Consider the following 15,230-nt stretch of genomic DNA (forward strand, 5'->3'; position numbering starts at 1 on the left):
CGGCCCGCTCTACTCGATCACGACGAGCGGCATGCCGTACTCGACCGGCTGGCCGTCCTCGAACAGGATCGCCGTCACCGTGCCGGCGCGCGGCGAAGGGATCTGGTTCATCGTCTTCATCGCTTCGATGATCAGCAGCGTCTGGCCTTCCTTGACCTTCTGGCCGACTTCGATGAAGGCCTTGGCGTCGGGCGAGGGCGCGAGATAGGCGGTGCCGACCATCGGCGAGGGGACCGCGTTCTTGGACGGGTCGGCCACTGCTGGTGCGGCAGCCGCGCCCGCCGCGGGCTGCTGCGCTGCCGGAGCATAACCGGCCTGCGGGGCGGCGATGGCGTGGACGGCCGGCGCCTGGCGCGACACGCGCACCTTCAGGTCGCCGAGCTCGACTTCGATCTCGGTGAGATTGGTGTCGTTCAGTATGCCCGCGAGATCGCGGATCAGTTGCTGGTCAACACCGGTCTTCTTTATCGACATTTTCGAGCCTTCTGTTTGTGGGCCGGTCATAGGCGTGCCGCCAGCGCCTGCAGCGCCAGCGAGTAGCCAAGCGGCCCGAACCCGCAGATCATGCCGACAGCGACCGGCGCGACCATGGAGACGTGGCGGAATGGTTCCCGCGCGTGGATGTTGGAGAGGTGAACTTCGGCGACGGGCAGCGGCGCGACAGCGCGGATGGCGTCGTGAATGGCAATCGAGGTGTGGCTGTAGGCACCCGGATTGATGACGATGCCGGCTGCCTTGTCGCCGGCTTCCTGGATCCAGTCGACGAGGTCGCCCTCATGGTTCGACTGGCGAAAATCAATCTCGAGGCCAAGCGCGGCGCCCGCCTGCTTGCAGTCGTCGGCGATCGCGGCAAGCGTCTTGCCGCCATAGATGCCCGGCTCGCGCTTGCCGAGCGCGTTCAGGTTGGGGCCGTTCAGGACGAAAATCGTTTTCAAAAATGCCGACCTTTTCCGACGCCGGCCTCAAGCCGGCGCGCAGGGCCTTCTATAATGGGCATAGCCGCCCGCGGAAAGAGCACAAGTGCGATCTTTCACTGTCCACAACAGGCGGAAATGTGCCCGTGAGAAATAGGCTCGCGTGCAAGATCAGAGCGCGGCTTTCGCCGCCTCGATCTTTTCAGCCAGCACTTCCTGGCCGAGCGCCCCGAACACCACCTCATTGCCGACCACGTAGGAAGGCGTTCCGGTGATGGCCAGCTTGTTGGCGAGGTCGAAGGTCTTGGAGAAAGCCTCGGTGATGGTCGGATCCTTCATCTTCTCGCGCAATTTCGCCTCATCGGCGCCTAGCGACAGCGCAACCTTGATGGCCGCCGCCTCGGTGGCGCGGCCCTGGCCGCCGAGCAGGGCGTTGTGGAACTCGCCGTATTTCTCCGGATGCATCAGGTGGAAAGCCATCGAGACGACGCTGGCCTTTTGCGAATCCGGCCCGAGGATCGGGAATTCCTTGAGCACGAAGCGCAGCTCCGGATCGGCCTTTGTCAGAGCCTGCATGTCGTCGATGGCGCGTTTGCAGAAGCCGCAATTGTAGTCGTAGAATTCGACGATGGTGACCTTGCCCTTCGGATTGCCGACGACGCCGTCGAAGGTCGAGTTGAAAATCTCGGACTTGGCCTTCTCGATGACGCCGAGGCTGGCTATGCGCTGCTCTTCCTTCTGCTTGGCCTCGAGCGCCTCCTGCACTTCGAGCAGCACTTCGGGGTTCTTCAGGAGATAGTCGCGGATAATGCCCTCGACCTCGGTGCGATCGATCTTGGTGTCGGCAGAGGCGGTCTGCACGGTCTGCGCCGTGCCGGCCTTGGCCACCTGCGGACTGCCGGCGACGAACCCGAAAGCGAGCATGGCAAGAGCAGCCGCCACTCCCGTCGTGCCGAGCAATATTGCCTTGTTCATCGTCTCATCCTCTTACCGGTTCCGGTCTATCCTAGTCGCCGCGGGCGACCGGAAGGTTCATTTCTTGAGTTTGCCTGAAGGGTTGTAGTTTATGATGTCCTGCGCCCGAATCCAGCCGGGCTCGCCACGCTTCAAGTCCTTTTGCGCGCGCATGGCGAAAATTTTCGCATTCGTGTAATCGCCGGAATAAAAGTGGCCCTCGGCGGTGGCGAGTTCCGCCGCCGGAATGTTGCCAAGCTCGCCATAGGCCTGGGCGAGATAGCGGTATCCGACCGTGTTTTCCTTGTCGCGCCCGAGACCGTTGTTGATCTGCACCACCGCCTTCTTCAGCGACTCGGGCGTGCCGATGGCCATCAGCGCCTGGCCGAGAGAAACGGGCAACAGGCCCGACCTCACCGGATCGAGGCTGACCGCCTTGGCATAGGCGTCCGCGGCGTCCTTGGGCTTGTTGGCCTTCATCAGGATGTCGCCGCGCATTTCCTGGAAATAGGGGTTCTTCGGCTGTTCCTTGATCAATGCATTGGCCTTGGTCAGTGCTGCACCCAGATTGCCGTAGAGATAGGCCATCTGCGCTTCGCCATAGCGCGAGGCGAGGCTGCCTGGGGCCTTGCGGATCAGCCGCGTGGCGGCGGCCTGGCCGCCCATATAGGCGGCGATCTTGATGCGCATCATGTCGTGCCGCTGCTGCAGTGCCGGGGGATCGACCTTGTCGACGTTAGGGCTCTGCTTGACCAGCACTTCGAGATTGGCGATGCGCTCCTGCGGCATCGGGTGGCTGATGCGGTAGGGATCGACCTGCGTGCCGGAAAGCGACAGCGCGCTCTGGAAGCGGGCGAAGGTCTTCAGCATGCCCATGCCGGACTGGCCGGTGGCATTGAGATAGGTGATGGCAGAGCGGTCGGCGGTCGACTCTTCGGTGCGCTGGTAGGCAAGAATGCTGCGCTGCGCCATCTCGCCGCCGCCCGCAGCAACGCCCATGCCGGCGCCGGCAAGGCCGCGGCTGTTGGTGGTGGCGCCGGCAACGATGGCGCCGGCGCCAAGCAGCGTGGCGATGATGGCCATGGTCTTGGCGCGCTCGAGCTGGTCGCGCAATTTCTGCTGATGGCCGCCGGCGATGTGGCCGGCCTCGTGGGCGATGACGCCGATGATCTCGTTGGGCGTTTCGGCCTGCATCAGCGCGCCGGTGTTGATGAACAGCCGGCGCCCGGTAACGAAGGCGTTGAAGCTCTGATCGTTGACCAGAACGATATCGACACCGTCATTGGCAAGACCGGCCGCCTTGAAGATCGGCCGCGCATAGTCGCGCACCAGCGCCTCGATCTCGGCATCGCGCACGACCGGCACCGCCTGCGCGAAGGCCGTCACCGAGCCGGTGACAGCGACGGCGGCGGCAAGCAAAAGCGTCGCGAAGCCGCGCGCTGTCTTCCCGATGGAAGATTTGGACATCGTCGATTTGGGTCGGCTCAGCATGAGGTCCACTGGTAAACGAGCGGGCGAACGATGAAAAGTCACGGCACCGAAACTAGGCGAACTTGTGATCCTCACATCAATCGGGCATTTGTGCGGCGCTGCCGCCGGTTGATGGCTTCGAGCGGCGGGCCGGACGGAAAGATTGAGGTCAAATGGTAGTTTCGCTGTCGCGCCGCGGTGAAGTCGAGCCGTTTCACGCCATGGACATTCTGGCCGAAGCCAACCGGCTGAAGGCGACGGGCGTGCCTGTCGTCTCCATGGCCGTCGGCCAGCCATCCGATCCGGCGCCCGTGGGCGTGAGGGAAGCAGCCGCAAATGCGCTGAGGATCGGACGCATCGGCTATACCGACACGCTCGGTCTGGCGGATCTGCGCAAGGCGATCGCCACGCATTATGGCGACCATTACGGGATCGATGTCGCGCCGAACCGGATCGCCGTGACCACGGGATCGTCGGCCGCCTTCAATCTGGCATTCCTGGCGATGTTCGATCCCGGCGACCGCGTCGCCATCGCAGCACCCGGCTATCCGGCCTACCGCAACATCATGGCCGCGCTCGGTATCCAGATCGTCGAGATCGAGCTCGGCAGCGACGCCTATCTTCATGCCGAACATTTGAAATCGGCGCACCGGGAAAAACCGCTGAAGGGTGTGTTGTTCGCCAGCCCGGCCAATCCGACAGGTGCGGTCATTCCCGTCGACGAGTTGTCGGCACTGGTGAGGACAGCCGAAGAACTCGGCATCGCGGTGATATCGGACGAAATTTATCACCGGCTGGCCTATGCCGCGCCCGACACCACGGCGCTGGCCCATGGCTCAGGCGTGACGGCGATCAATTCCTTCTCGAAATATTATTGCATGACCGGATGGCGCATCGGCTGGATGGTGCTGCCGGAAGCTCTGGTGAGGCCGATCGAGCGCATCGCCCAGAGCCTCTACATCTCGCCGCCGGAACTGTCGCAGATCGCCGCGATCGAGGCCTTCAAGGCGACCCAAGAGCTGGAAGCGGTGAAGGCGCGCTATGCCTGGAACCGCGAGCTGTTGATGCGGCGCCTGCCGGAACTCGGATTTCCCTTGGCGGCGCCGATGGACGGCGCCTTCTACGCTTTCTGCGATGTCACCCGGCATACCAATGACAGCATGGCCTTTGCGCGCAAAATGCTGGCCGAAGCGCATGTGGCGGCGACGCCCGGTCGCGATTTCGATCCGCTGGCAGGACACCGCACGATGCGCTTTTCCTATGCCGGCAGCCATGACGACATGGTCGAGGCGATGGCGCGCATCGAGCGCTGGCTGAAATAGCGGGGACGAGCATGCCGGATCTTAAACAAGCGCTGGCCGACGTCGCCGCCGAGATGGCCGAGCGCTCCGATCGCGGCGAGGTCGCCACCTACATTCCGCAGCTCGGCAAGGTCGATCCGAACAAATTCGGCATTGCCGCCGTGACCAATGACGGCCGCGTGCTGGTCGCCGGCGACGCCGACCAGGCGTTTTCGATCCAGTCCATCTCCAAGGTGTTTACGCTTACGTTGGCGCTCGGCAATGTCGGCGACGCGCTGTGGCAGCGTGTCGGACGCGAGCCGTCGGGCAATCCGTTCAACTCGATCGTGCAACTCGAGCATGAGAACGGCATTCCGCGCAATCCGTTCATCAATGCCGGCGCCATCGTCGTCTCCGACATACTGCTTGCCGGCCACCAGCCGCGCGAGGCGATCGGCGAAATCCTGCGCTTCATCCAGTTCCTTGCCGATGACGAAACCATCATCATCGACCGCGAGGTCGCGGCTTCCGAACGCGCCACCGGCTATCGCAACTTCGCGCTTGCCAACTACATGAAATCCTTCGGCAATCTCAACCATGCACCCGAGCTGTCGCTGGGCGTGTACTTCCACCATTGCGCGATCGCCATGAGCTGCCGGCAATTGGCGCTGGCCGGCCGCTTCCTCGCCAATGGCGGCAGAAACCCGGCAACCGGGCACTCCGTGGTGTCTGCCGAGCGGGCGCGGCGCATCGGCGCCATGATGCTGACCTGCGGCCACTATGACGGCTCCGGCGATTTCGCCTTCCGTGTCGGCATTCCGGGAAAAAGCGGCGTCGGCGGGGGCATATTGGGGATCGTGCCGGGTGTGGCTTCACTCGCCGTATGGTCGCCGGGCTTGAACGCCAACGGCAATTCCAAGCTGGGGTCGATCGCCTTGGAAAAACTGGCCAGGATGATGAACTGGTCGATTTTCGCCCCCTGACGCCTTCCATCATTCGCGCATGCAAAAATCCCGCGCCGTGGTTTGAACGGCGCGGGATTTTTGTCAGGAACCTATCTTAATCGGCTGAATAGCTTAGAAAAAGCCCTTCCGCTGCCACCAGCCGGCGCGCTTCGGCTTTTCCTCGGCCTTTGCCTCGTCGGCAACGCTGGAGGAAACCACCGGCACCGCGGTGGTATCCGCGGCCACGGCTTTGCGCCGTGACGGGCGAGCCTTGGCGGGCTCGTCGTCGACGGTCGTTTCCGTGGCGGCATCGGCCGCAGCGGGGGCGGCTGCTTCGACGGCAGCTTCCGGTGCAGCCTCGGCCGCCGTCTCATCGGCGACTTCCACCACAGCCTTCTTTGCCCTTGAAGCGCGCTTCTTCTTCGGCTTTTCGGCTGGAGCGTCGTCGTTCGCCGCGGCGGGAGCCGCTGCTTCTTCAACCGCTACGGCTGCTACGGGCTCGCTTGCGGCCGTTCCGACTTCAGCGGCCTCGGCCACCGAGGCGGTTTCGCCGGCTTCGGTCTCCGTGCCGTCTTCGCGACGATTGCGCTTGCCGCCGCGCTTGCCGCGACGGCGCTTCTTGCCCTGGGCGTCATCTGATGCTTCCACCGTTTCGACGGCGCCAACCTGGGCTTCGTCTTGCTGTGTTGCATCGTCATCGCCTGGTTCAGCGGCAAAGTCGTCGCTTGCCGCCGAAACCGAAGCACCTTCGGCGCCATGCTCGCGATCGCCATGTTCGCGTTCGCGATCCTTGCCGCCGCGCCGCCTGCGGCGCTTGCGACGCTTGCGGTCGCGGCCTTCGCCGTCCTCAGCCGATCTCGGCTGCTGCTGCTGCGATTGCGGCTGCGCCTGGCGCGGCTGCTCGGCCTGTACCACAACCTCGTCGTCTTCCTCCTCGATGACGATCTCGTCCTCGGGCTCTTCCGGCTCGACATAGGCCGGGAAGGTTCGCGCTTCGACAAAGCCTTCCGGCTTTTCGGCAATGGCGCCGCGGAAGATCGCGTAGTGCTGCACACCGACCGTATCATCGGCCTCGACGGTGATGGTCAGGCCAAAGCGGCTTTCGAGTTCCACCAGCGTGCCGCGCTTGTGGTTGAGCACATAGAGAGCGGTCGCCGCCGGGGTTCGCACCGTGATGTGGCTGCGCGAATCCTTGAGCAGGAATTCCTCGATCGCCCGCACCACCATCAGCGCCACCGACGAATCGGAGCGCACATGGCCAGTGCCGCCGCACTGAGGGCACGGCTTCATGGTTGATTCCAGCACGCTGGCGCGGATGCGCTGGCGCGACATCTCCATCAGACCGAAATGCGAGATGCGGCCGACCTGGATGCGGGCTCGGTCGTTCTTGAGGTGATCCTTCAGCCGCTTCTCGACGGAGCGGTTGTTGCGGTTCTCCTCCATGTCGATGAAGTCGATGACGATCAGGCCGGCGAGATCGCGCAGCCTCAATTGCCTGGCGACTTCTTCCGCCGCTTCAAGGTTGGTGTGGAGAGCGGTGTCCTCGATCGAGTGCTCCTTGGTGGAGCGGCCCGAATTGACGTCGATGGCGACCAGCGCCTCGGTCTGGTTGATGATGATATAGCCGCCGCTCTTCAGCGTCACCTGCGGCTGCAGCATGCGGTCGAGCTGCGCCTCGATCCCGTTGCGCACGAAGATCGGCGTCGTGTCGCGGAACGGCTGAACCACCTTGGCGTGGCTCGGCATCAGCATGCGCATGAAATCCTTGGCCTCGCGGTAGCCTTCCTCGCCGGAGACAAGAATCTCGTCAATATCCTTGTTGTAGAGGTCGCGCACCGAGCGCTTGATCAGGCTGCCTTCCTCATAGACGAGGGCAGGGGCGGTGGATTGCAGCGTCAGATTGCGGACGTTTTCCCAAAGCCGCATCAGATATTCGTAGTCGCGCTTGATTTCCGCCTTGGTGCGGCTTTCGCCGGCGGTGCGCAGGATGACGCCCATGCCCTGCGGCACTTCGAGATCGGCAACGACCTCCTTGAGGCGCTTGCGGTCGACGGCACTGGTGATCTTGCGCGAAATGCCGCCGCCGCGTGCGGTGTTGGGCATCAGCACGGAATAGCGGCCGGCAAGCGACAGATAGGTGGTGAGCGCAGCGCCCTTGTTGCCGCGCTCTTCCTTGACCACCTGCACCAGCAGGATCTGCCGGCGCTTGATGACTTCCTGAATCTTGTACTGGCGGCGCACCGGCTTGCGGCGGCTGCGCACCTCTTCCAGCGCATCCTCGGCGCCTACGGATTCGATCTCGTGGTCGTCCGGATGCGAGGACTGCACCTCTTCCAGCATGCCGCGGTCATTGTCCCCGGAGGTGGCTTCGCCACTTGCCTCGCTGGACGACCTTTCGTCACCCGGCTCCGCCGCAGGGACAGCTTCGGAGATCACATCCGCTTCGACGCTTGCCGCGATCGATGTCGGGCCGCCTTCCGACGGTTCGCTCCTGGATGTCTCGGCGTCGGAGGCTTCGCTGTCGCCATGCCCGGCATGATCGTCATGCCCGGCGGTATCGGCCGCGGCATGCTCGGAAGCAGGCGCTTCGGAGACGGCATCGCTGCCGGCATCGCCATGTTCGCCGTTCTCATCATCGGCGCCGGCGTCGCGCTTGTGTTCGCCTCGCTCACGACCCTTGCCGCCGCGCCGGCGGCCGCGCCGGCCGCGATCGCGGCTCTGGCGGTCGTCGCCGTCATTGTCCTCGTTCTCCTCGTCCTCGGCTTCCTGCGCTTCAGCGCGCAGCAAAGCCTGACGATCGGCGACCGGGATCTGGTAATAGTCGGGGTGAATTTCACTGAAGGCGAGGAAACCGTGACGGTTGCCGCCATATTCGACAAAGGCTGCCTGAAGGGAAGGTTCGACGCGCGTTACGCGGGCGAGATAGATGTTTCCTTTGAGCTGCTTCTTGTCCTGAGATTCAAAGTCGAATTCTTCAATACGGTTACCGCGGATAACGACAACGCGTGTTTCCTCCGGGTGGGAGGCGTCTATCAGCATTTTGTTGGGCATTATTTCGTTTCCTCCCGGCAGCCGTCAGCCGCAGCTTGCGAGGCAAAGCCCGCTGCTGCGTGTCTGGGATGTGGGTGCCGGATGTCTGAATGTCCGCCGGACGCCGCTTGAGCGCCATGGCGGTGCCGCCCGCAGCCACAATGGCGCGGTTTGATGCGGACCTTTCCATGATTGCGCTTGAAGCCATCGTCACCAGCAGAACCTTTTGAACCAAAGCCCGGACGAACCGGACCAGCTTGTTTGCTCATACAGAGCCGGCACGGGAACAAACCCGGCCGTTTTCCTCACGCAGGCGATTCCCCCGCCACGGGCGCACACCTGCGAAATTCGTCGCGATCACCTGAAGCCTTTTCGCGGGAAGCGAAAGGAGCCGCCTTTCATCTGACCTGTAGCAGGAAGCTGCGGGAGAAGCGGTTCCAGGATTGCAGTGATCCACCATCGCTTTTATGATTTGACGGGGTGGAAGGCAACCCCGATTTCGGATGCCGGCAAAAAGCAGTGCCGTAACGGAAGCACAGGCCTTAATCCTCAATGAAAAGGCTTGGTTAACCTTCTCTGGATACCAATCGTTAATCGAGTCTGCGGCCTGACCGGCATTTCGACCAACCACGCGGGCGCAAGGCGCCAAACCAGGAGCGACTGCAAGAAATGGGACTGGCGGGCACCACAGACAAGGGCCATGGCCGTGCAGGCCGTTTCCTGCGCGCTGCCGGTGTGCTGTTGCTGCTGGCGCTTTGCCTTGCTTTTGCGCCGGTTTCACGCGCCGCCGATGCGCCACTCGGCGCCACCGCCTACAAGATGGCCGGCGACGCAACCAAGATGCGCATCGTCATCGATTTCGACCGCGAGCCCGACATCAAATGGTTCCTGCTGCGCGGCCCCAACCGGCTGGTCGTGGACCTGCCGCGCACCCGATTCGCCATTGGCGCGAAGGACGCCAAGGCCCGCGGCCTGGTCAAAGCGGTGCGTTATGGCGATCAGGGCGAGGGATCGCGGCTGATCCTGACCGGCAAGGGGCCGTTCTCGGTCGACAAGCTCGAGGTGCTCAAGAACGAGGACGGCGCAGGCTATCGCATCGCCATCGACATGTCGGCAGCCTCCGACCGCGAGTTCGACGAAGCCCTTGCCAACCAGGCGCTGACCACTGGCTCGACCGTCTCCACCGACAAGGGCTCCAGGGTCGGCACAGGGCCGATCTCCAATCCCGGGCATCGCTTCACCATCGTCATCGATCCCGGCCATGGCGGCATCGACGGTGGCGCCGAAGGCCTCAACGGCACCATCGAGAAGAACGTGACCTTGGCCTTTGCCACTGAATTGCGCGACAAGCTCGCCACCGTCGGCAACTACGACGTGTTCATGACGCGCGACACCGACGAGTTCCTGCGGCTCGATGACCGCGTGCGCATCGCCCGGCAGCACGAGGCTGACCTTTTGATCTCGATCCATGCCGACACGATCAGCGTCAAGGGTATCAGAGGCGCCACCGTCTATACCGTCTCCGACAAGGCGTCCGATCCGCAAGCGCAGGCGCTTGCCGACCGTGAAAACCTCTCCGACCAGTTCGCCGGCATGGTGATCAAGGACGACAACAAGGAAGTCACCGACATACTGATCGACCTGATCCGCCGCGAGACGCATAATTTCTCGATGAGCTTTGCCCACACTCTGGTCGGCCAGTTGTCCACCAGCGTCGGCCTGATCAACAATCCGCAGCGTTCGGCCGGCTTCAAAGTGCTGAAAGCGCCCGATGTGCCGTCGGTGCTGGTGGAACTCGGCTATCTCTCGAACGCCAAGGATGAGGCGCAACTGCTCGACGCCGACTGGCGCGGCAAGGCGGCGCAGAGCATCACCAACGCCGTCGCCCTGTTTGCCTCCGCCAAGATGGGAACGGGAACCGGAGGCTGAGATGGTCGCCGCCGCCCACGACCGGAGGCAGCGTTGCACGGGGACAACACCAGGCGCTTTTATTTCCGGTGGGGGATGCCGAAACCGGGCACTGCCGTATTTTGCCCACATGGTGGCGACATGGGTTTTCCATCACGGATCGGGACAGTTGCGAAGGCTTGCGCGAAAGGCGGCTTCGTCTAGGAAATTCCCGGACCTCGGACTGGAGCGGGCATGATTCGTCTTATCGGCTATTTCTTTGGTATCGGCACGACGCTGGCGCTTATCGTCGCCGCGGGCGTGGCGATATACATCAGCCATCTGTCGAAAGACCTACCCGACTACGAGGTTCTGGCCAAGTACGAGCCGCCGGTGACGACCCGCATCCATGCTTCCGACGGCTCGCTGATGGCCGAATATGCGCGCGAACGGCGGCTCTATCTGCCGATCCAGGCGGTTCCGGACCGGGTCAAGGCGGCGTTCCTGTCGGCCGAGGACAAGAATTTCTACAACCATCCCGGCATCGACATCACCGGGCTTGGCCGCGCCATCTACGTCAACCTGCAGAATCTGGGTTCGGGCAGGCGCCAGGTCGGCGCCTCGACCATCACCCAGCAGGTGGCGAAGAACTTCCTCTTGTCCTCGGACCAGACCTACGAGCGCAAGATCAAGGAGATGATCCTGGCCTTCCGCATCGAGCAGGCTTATTCGAAGGACCGCATCCTTGAGCTCTATCTCAACGAAATCTTCTTCGGCTTCGGCGCCTATGGCGTTGCGGGCGCGGCACTGACCTATTTCGACAAGTCGGTCAACGAACTCACGGTCGCGGAAGCCGCCTATCTGGCGTCGCTGCCGAAGGGGCCCAACAACTACCATCCCTTCAAGCATGCCGACCGCGCCATCGAGCGCCGCAACTGGGTCATCGACCAGATGGTCGAGAACGGCTACGTGACGCGCGAGGAAGGCGACAAGGCCAAGGCCGAGCCGCTCGGCGTGACGCCGCGTCGTAACGGCTCCTATCTGTTTGCGGGTGAATATTTCACCGAGGAAGTGCGCCGCCAGATCATCTCGCGCTATGGCGAGAACGCGCTCTATGAGGGCGGCCTTTCGGTGCGCACGACGCTCGATCCGAAGATCCAGCTCATCGCCCGCAAGTCGATGCAGAACGGCTTGCTCAAATACGACACGCTGCGCGGCTATCGCGGACCGGTGACGCATATCGATGCCTCCGGCGACTGGGGCGTGGCGCTGGGCAACGTCAAGGGGCTGGAAGACGTGCCGGAATGGTCGCTTGCCGTCGTGCTCGACAGCTCGGCGACCGGCCTTTCCATCGGCCTGCAGCCGACGCGGCAGATTTCGGGCGATATCGTCAAGGAACGCATCGAAGGCGCCGTCAGCAAGGAAGACATGAGCTTTGCCATGCGCCATGTGGTCGATGGCAAGACGGTCAAGGCCAAGTCTCCGGCCGATGTACTGCAGCCCGGCGACGTCATCTTCGTGCAGAAGAACGAAGGGTCGGAAGGCGCCTACACGCTGCGCCAGGTGCCGGAAGTGGAGGGCGGCCTGATCGCCATGGATCCACATACCGGCCGCGTGCTGGCCATGGTCGGCGGCTTCTCCTATGCGCAGTCGGAGTTCAACCGTGGCACGCAGGCGATGCGCCAGCCGGGATCGTCCTTCAAGCCGATCGTCTATTCGGCCGCGCTCGACAATGGCTATACGCCGGCCTCGGTGATCATGGACGGACCGATCACCATTCAGAGCGGCACTACGACCTGGACGCCGAAGAACTATGACGGCACGGTGGCAGGCCCCGCGACCTTGCGTTCCGGCATCGAAAAGTCGCGCAATTTGATGACGGTGCGGCTCGCCAACGACATGGGCATGAAGCTGGTGGTGGAATATGCCGAGAGGTTCGGCGTCTACGACCATCTGGCGCCGTATCTGCCGATGGCGCTGGGCTCCGGCGAGACGACGGTGATGCGCATGGTGTCGGCCTATTCGATCATGGCCAATGGCGGCAAGTCGATCAAACCCTCGCTCATCGACCGCATCCAGGACCGCTACGGCAAGACCGTGTTCAAGCAGGACGAGCGCGGCTGCGAAGGCTGCAACGCGCCCGAATGGAACAACCAGCCCGAACCGGAACTGGTCGACAATTCCGAGCAGGTGCTCGATCCGATGACGGCCTACCAGATCACCTCGATGATGGAAGGCGTGGTCCAGCGCGGCACCGGCGCCACCATCGCCGAGCTTGGCCGCCACATCGCCGGCAAGACCGGAACGACCAATGACGAGAAGGACGCCTGGTTCATCGGCTATACGCCGAACCTCGTCGTCGGCCTCTACATGGGTTACGACACGCCGCGCGGTCTCGGCCATGGCGCCACCGGCGGTGGTCTGGCGGCGCCTATCTTCAAGGACTTCATGCGCGTTGCGCTGGACGGCACGCCCAATGTCGACTTCAAGGTGCCGGAAGGCATGAACCTGGTCGCCATCAACCGCAAGACCGGCATGCGTGCCGCGTCGGGCGATCCCGGCACCATCATCGAAGCCTTCAAGCCCGGCACCGGCCCCGCCGACAGCTATTGGGTGATCGGCATGGGCGCCGACGGGTCCAACGGCGCCGGCGGACCGCTATCGCCGCAGGCTACGGAAGCTATCCAGGCACCCGGCGGCGGACTCTACTGACGACCTGATTTTTTACGTCGAATGGGCTGGCTTGTTGAGCCGGCCCATTTCGCTTTACAGGCAGCAATGCCGTGCCTATGTATCGCGCCGACCCAAGCGCCACTTCAAAAACAGGACAGAACAACCAGCCATGCGCGCGGAAACGCAGAACATTGTCGACGAGATCAGGCAGGCGATCACCCTGCTGAGGAGGCATCTTTGACTGGGATCAGGCCATAAAGCGGCTTGAATACCTGAACGTGCGGGCCGAGGATTCCAGCCTCTGGAACGAACCGCTGGAAGCGCAGAAGCTGATGCGCGAGCGCCAGGGCCTCGAAGACGGGATCGCCGGCGTCAAAAGCCTGACCCAGGCGCTGGAGGACAATATCGGCCTGATCGAACTGGGTGAGGAAGAGGGCGACCAGAACGTGATCGCCGAGGCGGAAGCCGCCCTCCGCTCGATGCAGGGCGAGGCCAAGGCCCGCCAGGTAGAGACGCTGCTGTCGGGCGAGGCCGACGCCAACGACACCTATCTCGAAGTCCATGCCGGCGCCGGTGGCACCGAGAGCCAGGACTGGGCCTCGATGCTTTTGCGCATGTATACGCGCTGGGCCGAGCGGCGCCGTTTCAAGGTCGAGGTGCTGGAAGTCCATGACGGCGAAGAAGCCGGCATCAAGTCCGCCACGCTCCTGATCAAGGGCCACAATGCCTATGGCTGGCTGAAGACCGAGTCGGGCGTTCATCGCCTGGTCCGCATTTCACCCTATGACAGCAATGCGCGCCGCCACACGTCCTTCTCCAGCGTCTGGGTCTACCCGGTCGTCGATGACAGGATCGAGATCGACGTCTCGGAATCGGATGTACGCATCGACACCTACCGCTCATCCGGTTCGGGCGGCCAGCACGTCAACACCACGGACTCGGCGGTTCGCATCACCCATATCGCCACCGGCATCGCGGTTGCCTGCCAGGCCGAACGCTCGCAGCACAAGAACAAGGCGAAGGCCTGGGAAATGCTGCGCTCGCGCCTTTACGAGGAAGAGCTGAAGAAGCGCGAAGCGGTGGCCAATGCCACAGAAGCGTCGAAGAGCGACATCGGCTGGGGTCACCAGATTCGTTCCTATGTGCTGCAGCCCTACCAGTTGGTGAAGGACCTGCGCACCGGCGTCGAGAGCACCAGCCCGTCGAGCGTGCTCGACGGCGACCTCGACGACTTCATGGAAGCTTCGTTGTCGCAGCGCATCGAGGGCGGTGCCGGTGAAGCCGTGGCCGACCTCGACTAGGATATGTCCATATTCAGGTGAGGCCGGCCTGCGAATGGCTGATTCCTGCGCTTCCGCCACTTTCGACTCGGCTGACTTAAGAACATCCCTGGGCGGGGGAGCGAGGGAGGAACCATGACTCGCAGGCTCACCGGCAAATGCTTTTGCGGCGCGGTCCAGTATGAAGTGGCGGACGAGTTCGTCTATGCCGCCAACTGCCATTGTTCGAACTGCCGGCGCACCACAGGTTCCGCCTTCAAGCCCTTCGCCGGCATCGAGCGCGAGAAACTTGCCCTTGCCGAAGGGCATCACGGGCTCATCCATTTCGGCGATGACAGCGGCCACGATGCGCATTGCAGCCGCTGCGGCTCGTTGCTGTATTCGCTGGTCCGCGACGGCGCCTATGTCCATGTCGCCATGGGCACGCTGGTCGACGATCCGACGATCCGGCCGACCGCGCACATCTTCGTCGGCTCCAAGGCGCCATGGTTCACCATCGCCGACGACTTGCCGCAATATGAAGGGCATGTGATCGCCGGTCCAGGCGACGTATAGGCTGGAACCACATACGGCCAATCCCGTTGTTTCGTTGCCCGTCTGCCGGGAGTTGAGCCTGGCCTTGGATCTCGTCAGCGGTTGCAGATAGCGGCGTAGATGTGCGGCCTCGCGCAGCAACTTCTTGCGCCGGCCAAGGAATCAGCCCAGCATCCGAGGGCTGGAAGAGAAAAAGCATTTATGGCCGGACGCGGCATATCTGCGACCTGACGATCCGGCCACTGGGAAGACACGTTCCGGGAA

General features: G+C 63.2%; 11 protein-coding genes. 6 read left to right on the forward strand and 5 right to left on the reverse strand.

Going from position 1 to position 15,230, the window contains the following annotated elements:
* Window positions 1–9: 9 nt before the first annotated feature.
* The 4 genes from accB to NKH22_RS02185 all read right to left on the reverse strand — a co-directional run bounded on the left by accB (window position 10) and on the right by NKH22_RS02185 (window position 3,359).
* On the reverse strand, window positions 10–474 hold the full coding sequence (gene accB, locus NKH22_RS02170; RefSeq protein ID WP_023681496.1) for an acetyl-CoA carboxylase biotin carboxyl carrier protein: 465 nt from the start codon (window positions 472–474) through the stop codon (window positions 10–12).
* A gap of 26 nt (window positions 475–500) precedes the next feature.
* The gene (aroQ, locus tag NKH22_RS02175) at window positions 501–935 is read right to left on the reverse strand and encodes a type II 3-dehydroquinate dehydratase (RefSeq protein ID WP_023667485.1); all 435 of its coding nucleotides are present in this window, start codon (window positions 933–935) and stop codon (window positions 501–503) included.
* Window positions 936–1,085: 150 nt separating this feature from the next.
* On the reverse strand, window positions 1,086–1,889 hold the full coding sequence (locus NKH22_RS02180) for a DsbA family protein (RefSeq protein ID WP_023667484.1): 804 nt from the start codon (window positions 1,887–1,889) through the stop codon (window positions 1,086–1,088).
* A gap of 57 nt (window positions 1,890–1,946) precedes the next feature.
* Entirely contained in the window at window positions 1,947–3,359 is a 1,413-nt protein-coding gene (locus NKH22_RS02185; protein ID WP_023821371.1) for a M48 family metalloprotease, read from the reverse strand.
* Between the two features lie 152 nt (window positions 3,360–3,511).
* On the opposite strand from NKH22_RS02185, the gene NKH22_RS02190 reads away from it, so the two are divergent.
* Entirely contained in the window at window positions 3,512–4,660 is a 1,149-nt protein-coding gene (locus NKH22_RS02190) for a pyridoxal phosphate-dependent aminotransferase (protein WP_023821370.1), read from the forward strand.
* A gap of 11 nt (window positions 4,661–4,671) precedes the next feature.
* Window positions 4,672–5,601, forward strand: coding sequence for a glutaminase (locus tag NKH22_RS02195; RefSeq protein WP_023734404.1), 930 nt, complete (start codon window positions 4,672–4,674; stop codon window positions 5,599–5,601).
* Window positions 5,602–5,694: 93 nt separating this feature from the next.
* Here NKH22_RS02195 and NKH22_RS02200 read toward each other — a convergent pair whose 3' ends face one another.
* Window positions 5,695–8,613 carry an Rne/Rng family ribonuclease gene (locus NKH22_RS02200; protein WP_352908877.1) on the reverse strand — a complete coding sequence of 973 codons (2,919 nt, stop codon included), beginning with the start codon at window positions 8,611–8,613 and terminating at the stop codon, window positions 5,695–5,697.
* A gap of 648 nt (window positions 8,614–9,261) precedes the next feature.
* Here NKH22_RS02200 and NKH22_RS02205 point away from each other — a divergent pair.
* The 4 genes from NKH22_RS02205 to NKH22_RS02220 all read left to right on the forward strand — a co-directional run bounded on the left by NKH22_RS02205 (window position 9,262) and on the right by NKH22_RS02220 (window position 14,987).
* Entirely contained in the window at window positions 9,262–10,521 is a 1,260-nt protein-coding gene (locus NKH22_RS02205) for an N-acetylmuramoyl-L-alanine amidase (RefSeq protein WP_023695365.1), read from the forward strand.
* Between the two features lie 213 nt (window positions 10,522–10,734).
* On the forward strand, window positions 10,735–13,191 hold the full coding sequence (locus NKH22_RS02210) for a penicillin-binding protein 1A (RefSeq protein ID WP_352908879.1): 2,457 nt from the start codon (window positions 10,735–10,737) through the stop codon (window positions 13,189–13,191).
* A 130-nt stretch (window positions 13,192–13,321) separates the two neighbouring features.
* Window positions 13,322–14,453 (forward strand): peptide chain release factor 2 gene (gene prfB, locus NKH22_RS02215; protein ID WP_155921589.1). Its coding sequence is split into 2 segments (ribosomal slippage): window positions 13,322–13,387 and window positions 13,389–14,453, totalling 1,131 coding nucleotides; the frame shifts between segments, so codons are not numbered across the junction.
* Between the two features lie 114 nt (window positions 14,454–14,567).
* Window positions 14,568–14,987 (forward strand): GFA family protein, encoded by a 420-nt coding sequence (locus NKH22_RS02220; RefSeq protein ID WP_023691227.1) that lies wholly within the window; start codon window positions 14,568–14,570, stop codon window positions 14,985–14,987.
* The last annotated feature ends 243 nt before the right edge of the window (window positions 14,988–15,230 follow it).

It is taken from the genome of Mesorhizobium sp. M1252, assembly GCF_040318265.1.
Classification (GTDB): domain Bacteria; phylum Pseudomonadota; class Alphaproteobacteria; order Rhizobiales; family Rhizobiaceae; genus Mesorhizobium.